We start from the raw sequence: 17,821 nt of genomic DNA, 5'->3' as shown, positions 1-17,821 counted from the left end.
CCGGCAGGCATTTACCGAGTAAACTGAAGGAAGTTTAATGATAGCGTATCCAAAAACAGACGGACATCGGCTGCGGCAGAAACGAAGCGGCGGAGAGTGCGGGGAGGAGACTTACGGAAATGCGGAATACGGAAGTGGACGTGGTCACGCTCGGAGAAAGCATGATTTTGTTTCAGTCGTACAATCAGGGGGCGCTGCAGTACGAGCCGCTGTTCACCAAGTCGCTGGCGGGCGCGGAATCGAACGTAGCGATCGGTCTGTCGAGGCTGGGCAAAAAAGTGCGCTGGATCGGCCGGCTCGGCAGCGATCCGTTCGGCGACCTCGTCTTGAGCACGCTGTCCGGTCAGGGCGTGGACGTCTCGCATGCCGTCCGCGACGAAGAAGCGCCGACAGCCGTCTATTTCAAAGATTTCAAACGGTACGGCGATCCCGCGGTGTACTATTATCGCAAAGGCTCGGCGGCAAGCCGGCTGTCTCCGGACATGGTGGACGACGCGTGGCTGGAAGGCGCGGGACATCTGCACGTGACCGGCATTACGCCGGCGCTCGGACCGGAGACGGCCGAAGCGACGCGGCTGTTGATGCAGCGGGCCCGGGCGCTGGGACTGACGATCTCGTTCGATCCGAATTTGCGCCGCAAGCTGTGGAGCGAAGACTTGGCGCGCAAGACGCTGCTGTCGCTTATTCCGCTGTGCGATATTTTCATGCCGGGCGACGAGGAAGCGGAGTTCCTGCTCGGCCCGAAAGAGATCGAAGAGTACGGCCGGGCTTTTCTGGAGATGGGGCCGAAGCTTGTCGCGATGAAGCTGGGCGCGGAAGGTTCGATCGGATTTGCGGGCCAAGCGGTCGTGCGCGCGGAACCGTTCCCCGTCGACCGGCTGATCGACACGGTCGGCGCGGGCGACGCGTTCGCTTCCGGCCTGCTGTCCGTACTGCTGGAGCACCGGAGCGAGCTTGCGGACGGTCTCGGCGAAGAGCCGCTGCACGAAGCGCTGCGGCGGGCCAACCTGCTCGGCTCGATGGCGACGCAGTTCAAGGGAGACTGGGAAGGACTGCCGACGCTTGCGGAAGTACGGAGTATCCAGGGCGGACACAAGCACGTGACGCGTTAAGTCCGCCGGGGGGGTTATTTGCCGTCGATTTGCTTTATGCGCAGGAGCGGTTATGCTGAATCATGGAACCGGCGCCGGCGTTTGCGAACAGGCAGCGGGCCGGCTGCCGACAATCGACGGACAAACAGGAGGGCTTACATCATGGCGCAAGACGTACTGGTATTGGGAGGCACTCGTTTTTTTGGCAAAATTCTGGTGGAAAAGCTGCTGGAGGTGGGGCATGCGGTCACGATCCTGACGCGCGGCACGACGCCGGACCCTTTCGGTGAACGGGTGACGCGTATCCGGGCGGATCGCACGGACGAAGCCGCTTTGGCTGCAGCCGCGGAAGGCCGGCATTGGGACGTCGTCTACGACAACATCTGCTACGATGCCAACGAAGCCCGGGCGGCGATACGGGTCTTTACCGGCAAAATCGACCGTTACGTACTGACGTCCAGCCTGAGCGTGTACGAAACCGGTTCGGCGGACATGAAGGAAGAACTTGTGGACACGGCCGCTTTGGAAATTCCGGCAGGTCCCGTGGACAAAGTGCCTTACGGCGAAGGGAAAGCACAGGCGGAAGCCGTCTTTTTCCGTGAAGCGCCGTTTCCCGCGGCTGCGGCGCGCTTCCCGATCGTGCTCGGCCCGAACGACTATACGAAGCGTCTGCAGTTTCATGTGGACCGGATCAAAAGCGGCGTGTCGTTCGTGATGCCCAATACGGAGGCCCGCATCTGCTTTATCCATGAAGAAGAAGCGGCGGACTTCCTGCTGTGGCTGGGCGGGATCGAGGCGGTCGGACCGTTCAACGCGGCTTCGGCCGGCAAGCCCAAGCTGCGCCAGGTACTGGGCGCGATCGACCGGGAGACGGGCGGCCAGGCGATCGTGCTTCCGGAAGGCCCGGACAGCGAAGGCTCGCCGTTCGGCATTCCCGACCACTGGGCGATGGATACGTCCCGCGCCGAAGAAGCCGGATTCAAGTTCCGGGAGCTGGACGACTGGCTGCCGGGTCTGGTCCGGGAGCTGGCGGGCCGGCAGAACTGATTGCTGCGCTGAGCCTTGACTTGAAGCTGTGAGACCTTTTTGCATCGAAAAAACAGCCCGAAACGGAAAACGACGACAGCTGAAGCTTGCTTCAGCCATCGTCGTTTTTTTCGCGTTCAACAAGACGTTTGCGTTCAACGAGGAGAACTGTTACATACCGCAGCGGCGCAGATCAGGAATTCAGCTGCCCGGAATTGCCGGGCGAAGCCGGAGCGGCAGCGGCAAGCCCGCCTGCGGCCGCCCAGGTCGTGCGCCATCTCAGCTGGATGACGACGAGCAGGACGAGAGCCAGCAGCGCGACGCCGCTGAGACAGACGAATCCCGGCGTGTAGCTGCCGGTCATCTGATACAGCTTGCCGAGCAGCATCGGCAGCGCGTAGCCGCCCAGCCCGCCGGCCGCGCCCACGATGCCGGTCATCAGACCCAATTCGCTGCCGAAGCGCTGCGGAACGAGCTGGAACACCGCTCCGTTGCCGGCGCCGAGGCACATCATGCCGGCGAACAGCAGCAGGACGACAACCGCCAGAGGCGGCATGGAAGCGACGAGCGCAAGCATCAGACCGGCTCCGCCGAACAGGATCGTCAGCATGCGGATTCCGCCGATCCGGTCGGACAGGAAGCCGCCCAAAGGCCGGAAAAAGCTGCCCGCGATGACGCAGATCGTCGTGAAGTCGGCGGCCCGGACTGCGGACAGACCGTACTGGGCATTGAAGAAGATCGTCAAATAGTTGGACAGGCCGACGAACCCGCCGAAAGTTACCGCATAGAACAGGCAGAACACCCACGCATCGCCTTGACGCAGAACGGAAGCGTAATGCGACAGCTTTTTGGGAGCGGGACGGTTCGGGCTGTTTCGGGCAAACAGGGTGAAGATCACGAATACGGCGGCGATCGGAATGATCGCCAGGCCGAACACGATTTCCCAACTGCCGAAATGCTGCGCGATCCGGTTCGCGAACAAGGTGGAGAGCACGGTGCCGCTGTTGCCCGCACCCGCAATCCCCATCGCGAGGCCCTGGTGTTCTTTGGGATACCACTGCCCGGCGAGAGGGAGAGCCGCCGCGAACGAAGCGCCGGCGATGCCGAGAAGAAGGGCGACCACGTAGAGCTGCTCAAGCGACTGGACGAACTGCCAGCCGATCACGAGGGGAACGAGCGTGAGCAGCATGCCGATCTGGCCGGTCAGCTTGGGGCCGATATAATCGGTGAGCGCTCCGAGCACGAGCCGGAGAATCGAGCCGCCGAGAATCGGCAGGGCGACCAACTGCGCTTTTTGCAGCGGGTCCATCGGATAGTCGGCCGCGATAACGACAGCCAGCGGCCCGATCATCACCCACACCATAAAGCTCATGTCGAAGTACAAAAAGGCGCTCAACAAACTCGGGGTGTGGCCGCTTTTCCAAAAACTCTTTTTTGCGTTTTCCATTTCGTCTCATCTCCTCGCAGATCGGTTGAAAAAGCCGGAAACTCCGAAAAGGCCGCAGCTCGTTCTATGAAGAAAGAACGAACCGCGGCCTCGTTGCCGGATGCAGACCTCACAGCGTTGTGCGGTCTTTGACTACGCAAAGTATAAAAATTTAAAGGATTTGTGTCAATATAATTTACTTAAAAAGCTCAAAAATCAGCTAAAATAGAATTTATCGCACTTTTAATGTTAGTTATAATTACATATAGATTGACTTCGATGCTTTGTTCCTCTACTCTATGAATAGCTATTCGGTACAATGGCGTACCGCTTTGCATCGGCAGCGCAGCCTATTTTTCTTTCCGCCGCGGAAAGAAGATAGGCTTTTTGTGTCCTTTTTTTTCAAATCGAAAGAATGCAAAAAAACGAGAAACGAAAAGCGAGAAAGGACTGAGGCGGACATGAGCGAACAAAAACCGAAGCTGGTCGTGATCGGCAACGGGATGGCGGGCATCCGCTGTCTGGAAGAAATTCTGAAGCTGGCTCCCGACCGGTTCGAGCTGGCGGTGATCGGCGAAGAACGTCATCCCAACTACAACCGGATGATGCTCTCCAAAGTGCTGCAGGGCCATTCTTCCTTCGACGATATTGTGCTGAATCCGTATGAATGGTACCGGGAACATGGCATTGCGCTGCATACGGGCGAACGGGCCGTGCGCATTCGGACGGGCGAACGCCGGGAAGTGGAGACCTCTTCGGGACTGTGCCTGCCCTGGGACCGGCTCATTATCGCGTCCGGTTCGTCCGCGTTCGTGCCGCCGATTCCCGGTGTGGACAAAAGCGGCGTTATCGCTTTTCGCAATCTGGAAGATTGCGCGGCCATGATCCGCGCTTCCGGCAGCGTGCGCCGGGCCGCGGTGATCGGGGGCGGCCTGCTGGGGCTGGAAGCGGCCCGCGGCCTGCTGAATCTCGGCATGGACACGCAGGTCGTGCACAATGCGCCGTTTCTGATGAACCGGCAGCTCGACGAGACGGCGGCCAAGCTGCTGCGCAAAGAACTGGAAAGCCAGGGCATGCGGTTCCGGCTGAACACGACGACCACGGCCATTACCGGTCTGAACCGGGTCAAAGGGCTGCGCTTCGCGGACGGAGGGCGCATGGAAGCGGAACTGGTCGTGCTGGCGGTCGGAATCACGCCCAACACGGAGCTTGCCGCAGCCAGCGGCATCGCGATCCGGCGCGGCATTGTCGTGGACGACGGTCTGCAGACGAATATGCCGGGCGTATACGCGGTCGGCGAATGCGCCGAACACCGGGGCATCGCTTACGGCCTGGTCGCTCCGCTGTACGAGCAGGCCAAAGTGCTGGCGAACCGGCTGTGCGGCGCTTCCGACGAGCCGTATGTCGGCTCGACGCTGCATACCCGGCTCAAAGTCGCCGGGGTCGACGTCTTCTCGGCGGGAGAGATCCGCGAAGACCAGGCGGAAGTCGCGCAGCGGACCGAAGACGGCCTGCGCGGCCTGTACCGCAAAGTGACGATGCAAGGCGGGCGTATCGTCGGCGCGATCCTGTACGGAGACACGGCGGAATCGACTTCGCTGCTGAAGCTGATCGCGCGGCAGGCTTCCGCCGATACGCTGGATGCCGGCGGAAGTTCCGGCGACAGAGCCGGCGGAGGGATGCAGGCAGCGGCCGCGGCGCTGCAAGGCGGGGAACAGGTCTGTGCCTGCAACGAAGTCAGCAAAGATGCGATCGTGCAGGCGGTCGTGTCGGGCGGCCTGAGTTCGGCCGATCAGGTGAAGCGGGCTACGGGCGCTTCCGGTTCCTGCGGAGGCTGCCGGCCGATGGTGGAAGCGCTCGTCGACTACGCGAAATCGGGCGCGGGCTTGGTGTTGGCCGGCGAAGCCGCCGCGGAAGCGCCGGACAGCGAGGAGGCGCTCTGCGGCTGCGTGCCGTTCGGCCGCGCCGGGCTCAAAGCTGCGGCGGAAAACGCCCGGCCGGATTATGCGCCGGGCGGGCCGGGCTTCGCGCGCGGCGGTATGCCCGGCCGGGGAGTGCGCTTGATCCCGGAGCGGGAATGGGCGGGCGGCTGCGACATTTGCCGGCCGGCCGTGCTCTATTATTGGCAGGTCGGAAGAGGGAGCGGCGCCCGGGAAGACGAAGCGGGCGGTGCGCGGCGCTATTCCCTGCGCGAAGCGGGTATCGAGGGGCGGGCGGAGCCGGCCGGGATGTTCGCGCCGGCTGATGCGGAGGCGGAAGCGGCGCGCCGGATCGGCGAGCGCTTGGTCCGCAGCCTGCGGGCGGCGGCGCTGCCGGGGCCGGTCGACGCGGCGGTCTCGGCCGGTCCCGAAGATCCGCGGGGCATCGCGGTTCGGGATATCGGGCTCGGGCGCTGCCCGGCCGGATGGGAACTGTATGCCGGCGGGCATGCGGAGCATCCGGTCCGCGCCGGCGAATGGATCGGAGTGGCGGCCAGCGAAGAAGAGGCCGCCCTGCTCGGGGAAGCGCTGCTGCAGCTGTACCGGGAACAAGCGTTTTACGGCGAGGCGCTGTGGGAATGGTTTGAACGGTTCGGGCTCAGGTCCGTGCGGGAGATTCTGCTGGATCGCACGCTTCGGGAAGAACTGGCTTGGCGGTTGGCGGAGGAAGCGAATGCGGAATCCGCTGCTTATTAAATCGGTTAAATCGATTAGATCGACCAGAGCGAACAGAACAACCGGATCGAATGAATCGAATGGATCAACCAGATCGAATGGATCGGCCTATTGAAAAGGAGGCGGCTTATGTTCAACGCATTCACCGAAACAGGGCCCGGCAGCGGAGCGACGGCTTCCCGGCAGACTCAATGTCCGTTTTGCAGCGTGCAGTGCAAGATCCGGCTCGAAGAAGGGCCGGCCGCGGTCGGCAGCGGCACGGCGCTGCGCGCGCAGGGAGACGACAATGCCGCTTCCGAAGGGCGCCTGTGCGTCAAAGGGCAGAACGCGCATCAGCATGCGGTCAGCCGCGAACGTCTCCGGTATCCGATGATCCGGCGCGAAGGACGGTTGGTGCGGGCTTCCTGGGCGGAAGCGACGCAGGAGGCGGTGAAGCTGCTCGCGGCTTCGTCCGAAAAATACGGGCCGGACGCGGTCGGCGTATACGGCGGCGGCTCGCTGACGAACGAGACGGCGTATTTGCTCGGCAAGTTCGCCCGGCTTGCGCTGGGGACGAAATATATCGACTACAACGGCCGGTTTTGTATGTCCGCCGCCGCTTCCGCCGGCAGCAAAACGTTCGGGCTCGACCGCGGATTGACGTTTCGGCTGTCGGACATTCCGCAGGCGGACTGTATCATTCTGGCGGGAACGAATCTGGCGGAATGCCAGCCGACGCTTATGCCTTACTTCAACCGCGCCCGCGAGAACGGCGCTGCGATCATCGTCATCGATCCCCGCTCGACGGCTACCGCGGCCGCCGCCGATCTGCATCTGCCTGTGCGGCCAGGCACGGATGCGGCGCTTGCGGCAGGCATGCTAAAAGTGCTGATCGAAGAAGGACTGATCGACGAAGCGTTTATCGCCGGCCGTACCCGGGGCTTCGAAGAGCTGCAGAAGCGGACGCTCGGCCAGATGACGCTGGCCCAGACGGCGGCGGTCTGCGGGGTGGACGAAGCTTCGATCCGGCAGGCGGCGCTGCTGTACGGCCGGGGTTCGACCGGGATGATTCTGACGGCCCGGGGCGTCGAACAGCAGACGGACGGCCATCTGGCTGTGCGCGAATTTCTGAATCTGGTGTTGGCCACAGGCAAAATCGGGCGGCCCGGCTGCGGGTACGGCGCCGTGACCGGGCAGGGCAACGGGCAGGGCGGCCGCGAGCATGGGCAAAAAGCGGACCAGCTGCCGGGCTACCGCTCTATCACAAATGCCGAAGACCGGGCTTATATCGCTTCGGTCTGGGGCGTCGAACCCGAACGGATACCCGGAGCCGGCGTATCGGCTTACGAGATGATGGAGAAGATTCACCGGTCCGAGATCCGGACGCTGTTCGTGATGGGCTCGAATCCTGTCGTGTCCAATCCGAACGTGGCTCTCGTCGAAGAAGGTCTGGCGAAGCTGGACGGGCTGATCGTGGCGGATCTGTTCTTGTCCGAGACGGCGCTGCTGGCCGATATCGTACTGCCGGTGACTTCTTATCTGGAAAATGCGGGCACGCTGACAAATCTGGAAGGGCGGGTGCTGCTGCGCGAAGCGGTGAGCCCGGCAGTCGGCGAAGCGCGCGACGATTGGGATATCCTGTGCGAAATCGCGCACGGGCTCGGACAGGGGGAAAGGTTCCGTTTCCCGTCTGCCGAAGCGATCTTCGACGAGCTGCGGCGGGCCAGCCGCGGCGGACTGGCCGATTATTCCGGCATCACGTACGAGCGGCTGCGCCGGGAAGAAGGCGTCTACTGGCCGTGCGGCGAAGAAGAGCGCAGCAGCGGGCTGATGTTCGAACAGGACTTCGCCCACGCGGACGGCCGGGCCGTCTTCTCCGCACCGCCGCAGACGGCATCGGCACCGTCCAAGTCCGTCTCGCCCGACTACCCGCTCATTCTGACCAACGGGCGGGTGCTGCCTCACTACTTGACGGGCGTGCAGACCCACCGCAGTCCCGTGCTTGAAGCGCGGGAAGCGGCCGCTTTTCTGGAGCTGCACCCGTCGGCCGCGAAGAAGCTCGGCGTGCGCGACGGCGAATGGGTGCGGATCGAGTCCGCAGCTGGCGAATTTTACGCGCGCAGCCGCCTGACGTCCAAGATTCGGGCCGATACGGTATTCGCTCCGATGCACTGGGGCGGCGTGCAGAACGTCAACCGGGCGACCCTGCCGGAGCTTGATCCGCATTGCAAAATGCCCGGATTCAAAACGACGCCGGTCCGCGTCTTTTCCTGCGCCGCTCCGGGCGAAGCCGCCCCGCCGTATGCAGCCTCCGTACGCGCCCCGCAAGGTTGAACGATCGAAGTCGAACGACTGCGGGCGAACGACAGGCGGCGCACAAAAAAGCGACGCCGTTCCTGCCGATTGCGCAGGACGTTGTCGCTTGGTCTTGACCGGATCTTGGCTTGGTCTTGACTTGATTATGGCTGGATCAGGACTTGATCGCGCTCCGGCGGCGCAGCATCTGGTTCAACACTTCCGACAGCACGAGTCCCGCCGCGATCGCGCCCGCGATCATCAGCGTCTGCGCGCCGATCTGGAGCGCTTCGTCGTACCGGTTCTCCACGAAGCGGCGCATGGCGTTGTAGGCCATGCCGCCTGGGACGAGCGGAATGACGCCCGCGACGCTGAAGATGATGACGGGCGTGCGGTAGATTTTGGCGAACAGCTGGCACAGGATGCCGACGAGCAGCGAAGCGGCCAGCGTCGCCGGCGCTTCGCCGATCTCGCCGCGGATGAAGACGTACAGCACCCAGCCGAGCATGCCGACCAGGCCGCAGTGAAACAGCGATTTTTTCGGGGCGTTGAACAAGATCACGAACGCGGCCGCGGCGAAAAAGCTGGTCAGGAAATGAGCCCACATCAACGTTGTCCTCCTACTCTAATGGAAAAAGATAAGCGCGACGGCGATGCCCGCCCCGATCGCGAACGCGGTCAGGCACGCATCGGCGCCTTTGGATATGCCGGAGACGAGGTGGCCGGCCATCAGATCGCGGAGCGCGTTCGTGATCAGCAGGCCCGGGACAAGCGGCATGACGGAGCCGACGGCGATCCGGTCGAATTCGCGGCCGAAGCCGGCCCAGATAAACAGCAGGGCGAGCAGGCCGACGAGCAGCGCGGCCGAAAATTCGGCGAAAAATTTGACCTGCACGATGCGGTGCAGCCAGACGGAAGCGGCGAAGCCGGCGCCGCCCGCGATAAAAGCGGCCGGAAAGTCCGGCCAGCTGCCGCCGAACATGATCTGGAAGCAGCCGCTTGTCAGGGCGGCGGCCAGAATCTGGACGGTCAGCGTATAGTTCGGAGCGGCCGCTTCGGCTTGCAGCAGAAGCGCTTTCGCTTCGGGAGCGGCAAGTTCGCCCGACGCGATACGGCGCGATACGGCGTTGACTTCGGCGATTTTGTGCAAATCGGTCGTCCGTTCCTCGATCCGGATCAGCTTGGCCGGCTGTTCGCCGCTGGTCGAGAAGATCAGCACGGTAGGCGTCACGTAGCTGTGGCTTTCGGTCAGCCCGAAAGCGGTCGCGATCCGCACCATCGTGTCTTCGACCCGGTACGTCTCCGCGCCGCTTTGCAGCATGATTTTGCCGGCCAGCAGGCACAGCTCGATCGTTTCGTATATGGATGTTTTTTGGCTCAACGGAATTCTTCTCCTTCGTTAAGTCGTTCATTAAGTCGTTCGATGATAGATACAGGCATGTTTTCGTACGTTAATCTATTCATGGCAACTCATTGTAACATAATTGAAATCTGTTTTTCAGCTTGTCTTAAGCTTTGTTGGGTAAACTATATCTACAACCCCCCCTTGCAATATATATGTTGGACCGCAGGCGCCACACGGCGCGGCGGTCCCTTTTTTTGCGTCCGGACTTTGCGCGAACGGGGTCCGGGCGTTATACTAAGGAATCGGGCCTTGCCCCTCCATCATGGATCATTTTGCTCCCAAAGCGGGTAATAGGGGGCATGCACGCAACGAAAGAGCGGTCGGACCTATCGGAACGAACAGGCCGGGTGTTTGGGCTGTCGCAGGTTCGACGCGGACGAACAAAGGAGGAATAGGCGTGAATTTCGGCGCACGCATGCTCAAAACGGGGATCGCGGTCACCCTGGCGCTCTATCTGACGATGCTGCTTAATCTGACGCCGCCCGTCATCGCCGCGATCGCGGCCATTTTTGCCATGCAGCCCACGATCTACAAATCGTGGACGTATTTTCTGGATCAGCTGCTCACCAACACGCTGGGGGCGGCTATCGCCGTTACGGCGGGCCGGCTGCTGTCCAGCGAACCGATCGCGGTCGGGCTGACCTGCATCGTCGTCATCATGATCTGTCTCAAAATCAAGCGCGCCGATACGATCGGGCTGACGCTCGTAACGGTCATTGCCGTCATGGAAGCTTCCGGACAGTGGGATTTTGCGCTCAACCGGTTCCTGATCAGCGTCATCGGCATTTTTGCGGCGTTTATCGTCAACGTGCTTGTTCTGCCGCCGAAGCCGCGCGAGCAGTTTATCGGGCAGATCCAGTCGACGTTCACGCAGCTGTCGCTGCTTATGCGCACCGCCGTATCGGACGAGATCAAGGAGAGTGTGTTCCGCGACGAGCAGAAAGCGCTCGAAGGATCGATCCAGTCGCTGACGGAAAAGTATAATCTGCTCGAAGAAGACCAGCATAAGCGCAAACGTCCGTCCTACACCGAGAGCCGGCATCTGGTCGTCTACAAGCAGATGCTGCGCACGCTGAGCAAAGGCAGCGAAGTGGTGCAGGCGGTCGAAGAGCACTATTTTCCGACGGCGCGCACGTTTCGGCTCGATCAGCTGTTCGACCAACAGCTGGAATCAATGATCAAATACCATGAACACGTGCTGCTGAAATTCGAAGGCAAGCTGAAGCCGGACGACCAGCCGTGGCTCAACCTCGAAGAAGAGAACGAACAGTTTGCCACCGCGATGAAAGAATATTTGCAGCAGCAGGAAGGCAGCACGCTGCGCCTGACGATCGTCGCGGCGGAGATCCATGCCTACGGTTACCAGTTGGAGCGGCTGAATCGCCTCGTCGAGCATTACGGCGACAGCGGGCGCAGCCGCAAGAAACCGCTGCTGCAGCGGCTGAATCCCAAAAACTGGCGTAGTTAAATGAGCCGGCCGGCGGCTCCGCTTCGTTCAAATCCGTTTATGGAAAAAAGCCCGGGGTAATAGTAATAGGAGTAGTTGCATTCATCCGAATCACACAGGGAAGGAAGTCCGGATGTCCGGCGCTCCTTCCTTTTTTCTGTCGCTTGAGATTTTTAGGGAATACGCCGACCGGTAAAATCGGGTAAAATGGGCATAAAATAAATAGGGGAAGACCAATAGGCAAAAGGGGATGGACATATGGACACGACGGATCAGGAATGGCAACGGGAACAAGCGCGCGTTGACGACGTTACGGACAAGATCGCTCGCCGCATACGCGGGCTTGAAGCACAAGTCGGCGAAATGCGCGGCGACGTCGTCGGGCTGCGCAAAGAATTTTGGGACGAAGTCACGATGAACTTTGCCGAACCGGACGATCTCGGCGAGACGTCGACGAGCATGCGGCAGCAGTCGCAGGTACTGGCGGAGCGGGAATTCGGCCACAAGCGCGCGTATTCCCAACTGGGCAAGCTGCGCCGGCTCAAAAATTCGCCTTATTTCGGCCGGATCGATTTTCGCGAAAGTTCCGATGCGGCGTCCGAGCCGATCTATCTCGGCATCGCTTCGCTGCTGGACGACAACGAGCAGGATTTCCTGATCTACGATTGGCGAGCGCCGATCTCCAGCCTGTATTACGACGGCGCGCCGGGCGACGTCGCTTACCGCACGCCGGGAGGCAGCGTCGAAGGCGAGATGGAGCTCAAGCGTCAATACGTGATCCGCGACGCGAAGATCCGGGTCATGTTCGATACGGGGATGACGATCGGCGACGAGCTGCTGCAGGAAGTGCTCAGCCAGAGCGCGGACGACCGGATGAAAAGTATCGTCTCGACGATCCAGCGGGAACAAAACGCGATTATCCGCAACGAACAGAGCCGGCTGCTGGTCGTGCAGGGCGCGGCAGGCAGCGGCAAGACGTCGGCTGCGCTGCAGCGGGTCGCTTATTTGCTCTACCGCTACCGCGATACGCTGAGCGCGGACCAGCTGGTGCTGTTCTCGCCGAACTCGCTGTTCAACAGCTACGTCTCGACGGTACTGCCGGAGCTCGGCGAAGAAAACATGCTCCAGACGACGTTCCAGTCGTATCTGGAACGGCGGATCGGCCGCGAATTCGAGCTCGAAGACGCATTCGACCAACTGGAATACCTGCTTGGCGGCGATACGTCGCAAGACGGGGCGTACGAAGCGAGGCTGGCCGGTATCCGCTACAAGTCGTCGCTGGATTATCTGGAAGTGATTCGCGCCTACCGCGAATACTTGTCGGAGCAGGGCATGATGTTCCGCCCGATCCGCTTCCAGGGACGCGAGATCGTCTCGGCCGAAGACATGCGCCGCCGGTTCTACGATTTCGATCGCACGGTCAAGATTCCGAGCCGGATCGAGCAGATGGGCAAGTGGCTGCTGAAGCAGGTGAGCGAATACGGCAAAAGCCAGCGAGAAGAAGAGTGGGTCGACGAACAGATCCAACTGCTCGATTCAAGCGCCCTGCACCGGGCCTACAATTTGATGCGCCGCAAGCAAAAAGGAGCTGCCGACACGTTCGACGACTTCGATCAGCAGCACGAAGCGGCCGCGCGCATGATCGTCAACGACTGGCTGAAGCCGGTCCGCAAATGGATCAAGCGCCAGCGCTTCGTCGACGTCAAAGGCATGTACCGCAAGCTGTACAAAGACGAGGTTTTGTTCGCGAGCCTGTCCGGCGGACGTCCGCTGCCGGCGCTGTGGCACGAGTTCTCGCGCCAGACGCTCGACCGCCTCGCCAAGTCGGAGCTGATGTTCGAAGACGCGACCCCGCTGCTGCTGCTGCGCGAGCTGCTGCAGGGCTTCATTACGAACACGGCGATCCGCCACGTCATCGTCGACGAAGTTCAGGATTACACGCCGTTCCAGCTCGAATTTCTCAAGCGGTTGTTCCCGCGTGCCCGGATGACGGCGCTCGGCGACCTCAATCAGGCGATTTACGGCCATGACTCGGCGCTGGACGATTACGATCCGCTGCTGAATCTGTACGGACGCGACGAAAGCATGGTGCTGCGCCTGACCCGCAGCTACCGTTCGACGCGCGAGATTACCGAATTCACCAAAGCGATGCTGCCGGAAGGCGAAGACATCCTGCCGTTCACCCGCAGCGGCGACAAGCCGGTGCTGCGCCGGTTCGAAGCCGGATCGGCCGAAGCGATGGAAGCGGCGCTGATCGACGATATCGGGGAGCTGCGCGAACGCGGGCTCGACTATATCGCCATCATCTGCAAAACGCAGAGCGAATGCGTCGAGCTGCACAAGCGGCTGCAGGGCCGGCTGGACACGCGGCTCATTACGAAGAACACGCCGGCATTCGAGAAAGGCACGGTCATCGTGCCGGCCTACCTCGCCAAAGGCGTCGAGTTCGACGCGGCGCTGCTGTACAACGCGTCGGCCGACCGCTACGCGCGCGAATCCGAACGCAAGCTGTTCTACACCGCCTGTACGCGGGCGATGCACGTGCTGCATCTGTACGCGGAAGGCGAACCGAGCCCGTTCGTCGGCGGCGTGGACCCCGGCCTGTACGACGTGCGCGGCGCGCAGGCGGAAGCCGGCCTGAACCGGCGCGATTCGTAAACCGGGCTGCTCCGGCTCTCGCCTCTGCATGGATTCAAGCGTGAACCCGTGCATCGGTGCAGGAGCGGATTCAGGCGCGCGGCAACAGCCGCCCCGCCCGTCAGGATGACGGCAAGGCAAGCGGGCCGCTTCCGCGACTTTTTGCGCCGGGCGATTGCGCTGCACGGCCGCCGGCCGCCGGTTCGATCCGGGAAAATGTCGGCGAACGGGAAGCGTCCGCGGCCGCTTTGAGACGCTTGCGGTACTGCGACGGCGTGCAGCCCTGGTGCTGCTTGAACACGGAGATGAAATAGCTCAGGCTGTCGAATCCGACTTCCATCGCGATCTCCACGATTTTGTGGCCGCTGTTCTCGAGCAGTCGGCACGCCTGCTGGGTCCGGTAGCGGTTGAGGTAATCGACGGGACTTTTATGCACCATGCTTTTGAAAAAACGGCAGAAGTGTCCTTCGCTCATATTGAGCAGGCCCGCCAGGTCGCCGAGCTTGATCGGGGACGGGTAATGGTGGTGCATATGGCCGAGCACTTTTTTGAGCCGTTCGATCTTCTCGACGTCGCCCCCGGCCGCCGCCGGGACGTTTTCGCGCATATGCTGCTGCAGCAGCGCGAAGATCTGGTACAGCCGGGCTTTGGTCATCAGCTGGTAAGCGGGCACGGAACGTTCGTTGTCCGAGATGATGGCCGCAATCAACCCCAGAATATCGCGCTCCCAGTCTTCGCGTCCGGTCAGATGCGAAGGCGGGAGCGATTTTTTTTGCAGCAGAGGTTCGATAAACCGTTCCTGAAGCGCGTCGTAGCCCCGGCTGGACAGAAAATCCCCGTCGAACACGACCGCCGCGAACGCGCACGGTTCGTCGCCGACCCGGTGGCCCGCATGCAGCTCGCCGCCGTGGACGAACATCGCTTCGCCCTGCGACACTTCGTAATACTCCGTGCCGATCTGGAACCGGATCGTGCCGCGCGTCACGATCGTGAACTCCATTTCTTCGTGCCAATGGGAATCCATGATCGTCGTGTAATCCAGGTCTTCCATGACGTAGACGCTGACCGGATACATCGGATTGCCGTGTATGCGTTCTTCTTTGAGCAAAGCGCGGTCCATCGGCTTCGCCTCCTTCGCAAGGCGGCATGCCGCCAAATATGAAGTCGTTTCCAAAATGTGGGGATTACAAAGAGTTCAAGCAGGAAAAAGATCAAAATAACGATACTTTAGATCAAAATAACGGAAGAAAATTCATATAAAGATCAATATCATTATAACTGTAGTCACGGCGATCGTACAACGGCGCCGAGGACATTCGACACTGCCAAGGGGGATTTTACGCATGAAATTTACTGATGGATATTGGATGGTCCGCGACGGATACAATCTGCAAAATCCGGTCGACATCCGCGACGTGGTACAGAAGGACGATTCCTTCACCGTATACGCCGCTACGAAAAAAGTGGAAAAACGCGGCGACACGCTGAACGCGACGCTGCTCAAAGCGACGTACAGCTCGCCGATGCCGAACGTGATCCGCGTCCGCTTGAACCGCCACGCCGGCGGCGTGAAACAGACACCCGAATTCGAACTGTACGGCTCGGAGACGAACGTACAGATTACAAATAACGACGAGCTGCTGGCGCTGCAAAGCGGCGAGCTCAAAGTCAGCATCAACCGCAACACCGGCTTCGCCAGCGAATTCCATTACGGCAGCCGCCGCCTGACCGGCAGCGCGTTCCGCCGCGCGGCGCATATCGAGCACAAAGCGGCCGGCAAGACGTACTTCCGCGAACAGCTCGATCTGGGCATGGGCGAATACGTGTACGGTCTGGGCGAGCGCTTTACCCCGTTCGTGAAAAACGGCCAAACGGTCGATATCTGGAACGAAGACGGCGGCACAAGCAGCGAGCAGTCGTACAAAAACATCCCGTTCTACCTGTCCAACAAAGGGTACGGCGTGTTCGTGAACCATCCGGAAAAAGTATCGTTCGAAGTGGCTTCGGAGAACGTGTCCAAAGTGCAGTTCAGCGTGGAAGGCGAAACGCTGGAATACTTCATCATCGGCGGCGAAAATCCGAAAGACGTGCTCGACAACTTCACGAAGCTGACCGGCAAACCGGCGCTTCCGCCGGCCTGGACGTTCGGGCTGTGGCTGACGACTTCGTTCACGACGAACTACGACGAAGAAACGGTCAACCATTTCGTCGACGGCATGAGCGAACGCGACCTGCCGCTGTCCGTATTCCACTTCGACTGCTTCTGGATGAAAGAATACCAGTGGACCGACTTCGAATGGGACAAAGACGTGTTCCCGGACCCGGCGGGCCTGCTCAAGCGTCTCAAGGACAAAGGACTGAAAATCTGCGTCTGGATCAACCCTTACATCGCGGAAAAATCGATCCTGTTCGAAGAAGGCATGGAGAACGGCTACCTGCTCAAGCGCAAAGACGGCAGCGTGTGGCAGTGGGACATGTGGCAGGCAGGCATGGGCATCGTGGACTTCACGAACCCGGCCGCGGTGAAATGGTATCAGGGCAAGCTCGAAGAACTGGTCGATCAAGGCGTAGACTGCTTCAAGACCGACTTCGGCGAGAGAATCCCGGTGGAAGACGTCGTCTACTTCGACGGTTCCGATCCGGTCAAAATGCACAACTACTACACGTTCCAATACAATAAAGCGGTCTTCGAAGTGCTGGAGAACAAACTCGGCAAAAACGAAGCGGCGCTGTTCGCCCGTTCGGCTACGGTCGGCGGCCAGCAGTTCCCGGTTCACTGGGGCGGCGACTGCTCGTCGACGTACGAGTCGATGGCGGAAAGTCTGCGCGGCGGCCTGTCGCTCGGCGTATCCGGCTTCAGCTTCTGGTCGCACGACATCTCCGGCTTCGAGCAGACGGCTCCGGCCGACGTCTACAAACGCTGGGTACAGTTCGGCCTGCTGTCTTCGCACAGCCGTCTGCACGGCAGCGACTCGTACCGCGTGCCTTGGCTGTTCGACGACGAAGCGGTCGACGTGCTGCGCAAGTTCACGAAGCTCAAAAACTCGCTCATGCCGTACCTGTTCAACCAGGCGGCGGAATCAGCGGAACGCGGCATTCCGATGATGCGTCCGATGTTCCTGGAGTTCCCGGAAGATCCGACCTGCGGACCGCTGGACCTCCAGTACATGTTCGGCGATTCGATTCTCGTCGCTCCGATCTTCAACGAGCAGGGCGACGTGACCTACTATCTGCCTGCGGGCACGTGGACAGGTCTGCTGGACGGCCAGACGAAGCAGGGCGGACGCTGGTACAGCGAAAACTACGACTTCATGAGCCTGCCGGTCTTCGTCAGAGAAGGCACGCTGCTGGCTGTCGGCGGCCAGGACAGCAAGCCGGATTACGACTACGCCGACGGCGTGACGCTGCATCTGTTCGGTCTGGAAGACGGCAAGACCGCTTCCGCGAACATCATCGGCCTCGACGCGAAGACGGTCGTTGAAGCTTCGGCCGTACGCAGCGGCAGCGAGATCAAGATTAGCGTATCGGGCGGACAGAACGTGAAGCTCGTGCTGCGCGGCATCTCCGAAGTATCCGGCGTGGACGGCGCTTCGCATGAAGCCGGCGAACAAGGCCTGCTGCTGACGCCTGCCGGCGGCAGCGTGACGGTTAACCTGTAAAAATAACGGGGCAAGGGGTAAGGACGCGTCTTCCGGAAGGAGCGCGGCTTTGCCCCATTTGCGTAGGAAAAAAAAGGGGGAGAAAGCGCAAGGGGGAAGGGAGGAGTCTTCTATGTGGGGGAGGGGTTAGCGGTTTGGGCGGAATTCGCGAGTAAGATGGGGAATGTTGACTAGGCGTCAACATTTCAAGCGAAACTCGCAG

General features: G+C 61.1%; 11 protein-coding genes. 7 read left to right on the top strand and 4 right to left on the bottom strand.

Features of this window, described 5'->3' with window-relative positions:
• The first annotated feature begins 119 nt into the window (after positions 1-119).
• Together FTE24_RS18290 and FTE24_RS18285 are read left to right on the top strand one after the other, a co-directional pair.
• A complete protein-coding gene (locus tag FTE24_RS18290; RefSeq protein ID WP_150231011.1) occupies positions 120-1,112 on the top strand; it encodes a sugar kinase in 993 nt (330 codons plus the stop codon).
• A gap of 141 nt (positions 1,113-1,253) precedes the next feature.
• Positions 1,254-2,138, top strand: coding sequence for an NAD-dependent epimerase/dehydratase family protein (locus FTE24_RS18285; protein ID WP_150231009.1), 885 nt, complete (start codon positions 1,254-1,256; stop codon positions 2,136-2,138).
• A gap of 172 nt (positions 2,139-2,310) precedes the next feature.
• Here the strand turns inward: FTE24_RS18285 and FTE24_RS18280 are convergent, their stop codons facing one another.
• The gene (locus FTE24_RS18280; protein WP_150231007.1) at positions 2,311-3,564 is read right to left on the bottom strand and encodes a nitrate/nitrite transporter; all 1,254 of its coding nucleotides are present in this window, start codon (positions 3,562-3,564) and stop codon (positions 2,311-2,313) included.
• A gap of 440 nt (positions 3,565-4,004) precedes the next feature.
• Here FTE24_RS18280 and FTE24_RS18275 point away from each other — a divergent pair, with 440 nt between their 5' ends.
• Positions 4,005-6,218, top strand: coding sequence for an FAD-dependent oxidoreductase (locus FTE24_RS18275; protein WP_150231005.1), 2,214 nt, complete (start codon positions 4,005-4,007; stop codon positions 6,216-6,218).
• Between the two features lie 108 nt (positions 6,219-6,326).
• A complete protein-coding gene (locus FTE24_RS18270) occupies positions 6,327-8,510 on the top strand; it encodes a molybdopterin oxidoreductase family protein (protein ID WP_150231004.1) in 2,184 nt (727 codons plus the stop codon).
• A gap of 136 nt (positions 8,511-8,646) precedes the next feature.
• Here FTE24_RS18270 and FTE24_RS18265 read toward each other — a convergent pair whose 3' ends face one another.
• A complete protein-coding gene (locus tag FTE24_RS18265; protein WP_150231002.1) occupies positions 8,647-9,078 on the bottom strand; it encodes a threonine/serine exporter family protein in 432 nt (143 codons plus the stop codon).
• Between the two features lie 18 nt (positions 9,079-9,096).
• Positions 9,097-9,852 carry a threonine/serine exporter family protein gene (locus FTE24_RS18260; RefSeq protein WP_150231001.1) on the bottom strand — a complete coding sequence of 252 codons (756 nt, stop codon included), beginning with the start codon at positions 9,850-9,852 and terminating at the stop codon, positions 9,097-9,099.
• A gap of 421 nt (positions 9,853-10,273) precedes the next feature.
• Between FTE24_RS18260 and FTE24_RS18255 the strand changes: the two genes are divergently transcribed.
• Entirely contained in the window at positions 10,274-11,344 is a 1,071-nt protein-coding gene (locus FTE24_RS18255; protein ID WP_150230999.1) for an aromatic acid exporter family protein, read from the top strand.
• Positions 11,345-11,581: 237 nt separating this feature from the next.
• Positions 11,582-13,981, top strand: coding sequence for an RNA polymerase recycling motor HelD (gene helD / locus FTE24_RS18250; protein WP_150230997.1), 2,400 nt, complete (start codon positions 11,582-11,584; stop codon positions 13,979-13,981).
• A gap of 100 nt (positions 13,982-14,081) precedes the next feature.
• Here helD and FTE24_RS18245 read toward each other — a convergent pair whose 3' ends face one another.
• Complete coding sequence (locus FTE24_RS18245; RefSeq protein ID WP_150230995.1) at positions 14,082-15,080, bottom strand: helix-turn-helix transcriptional regulator; 999 nt, start codon at positions 15,078-15,080, stop codon at positions 14,082-14,084.
• Between the two features lie 223 nt (positions 15,081-15,303).
• Here FTE24_RS18245 and yicI point away from each other — a divergent pair, with 223 nt between their 5' ends.
• Positions 15,304-17,619 (top strand): alpha-xylosidase, encoded by a 2,316-nt coding sequence (gene yicI / locus FTE24_RS18240; RefSeq protein WP_150230993.1) that lies wholly within the window; start codon positions 15,304-15,306, stop codon positions 17,617-17,619.
• Positions 17,620-17,821: the final 202 nt, after the last annotated feature.

Source organism: Saccharibacillus sp. WB 17 (assembly GCF_008634075.2).
Taxonomy (GTDB): domain Bacteria; phylum Bacillota; class Bacilli; order Paenibacillales; family Paenibacillaceae; genus Saccharibacillus; species Saccharibacillus brassicae.
The sequence above is the reverse complement of the archived record's forward strand: the minus strand, read 5'-3'. Positions and strand labels throughout refer to the sequence as shown.

Bases quoted from the DNA above. Each gene is read 5' to 3' on its own strand.
- FTE24_RS18290 (WP_150231011.1), top strand. From the start codon at position 120: ATGCGGAATACGGAAGTGGACGTGGTCACGCTCGGAGAAAGCATGATT.
- FTE24_RS18285 (WP_150231009.1), top strand. From the start codon at position 1,254: ATGGCGCAAGACGTACTGGTATTGGGAGGCACTCGTTTTTTTGGCAAA.
- FTE24_RS18280 (WP_150231007.1), bottom strand. From the start codon at position 3,564: ATGGAAAACGCAAAAAAGAGTTTTTGGAAAAGCGGCCACACCCCGAGT.
- FTE24_RS18275 (WP_150231005.1), top strand. From the start codon at position 4,005: ATGAGCGAACAAAAACCGAAGCTGGTCGTGATCGGCAACGGGATGGCG.
- FTE24_RS18270 (WP_150231004.1), top strand. From the start codon at position 6,327: ATGTTCAACGCATTCACCGAAACAGGGCCCGGCAGCGGAGCGACGGCT.
- FTE24_RS18265 (WP_150231002.1), bottom strand. From the start codon at position 9,078: ATGTGGGCTCATTTCCTGACCAGCTTTTTCGCCGCGGCCGCGTTCGTG.
- helD (WP_150230997.1), top strand. From the start codon at position 11,582: ATGGACACGACGGATCAGGAATGGCAACGGGAACAAGCGCGCGTTGAC.
- FTE24_RS18245 (WP_150230995.1), bottom strand. From the start codon at position 15,080: ATGGACCGCGCTTTGCTCAAAGAAGAACGCATACACGGCAATCCGATG.
- yicI (WP_150230993.1), top strand. From the start codon at position 15,304: ATGAAATTTACTGATGGATATTGGATGGTCCGCGACGGATACAATCTG.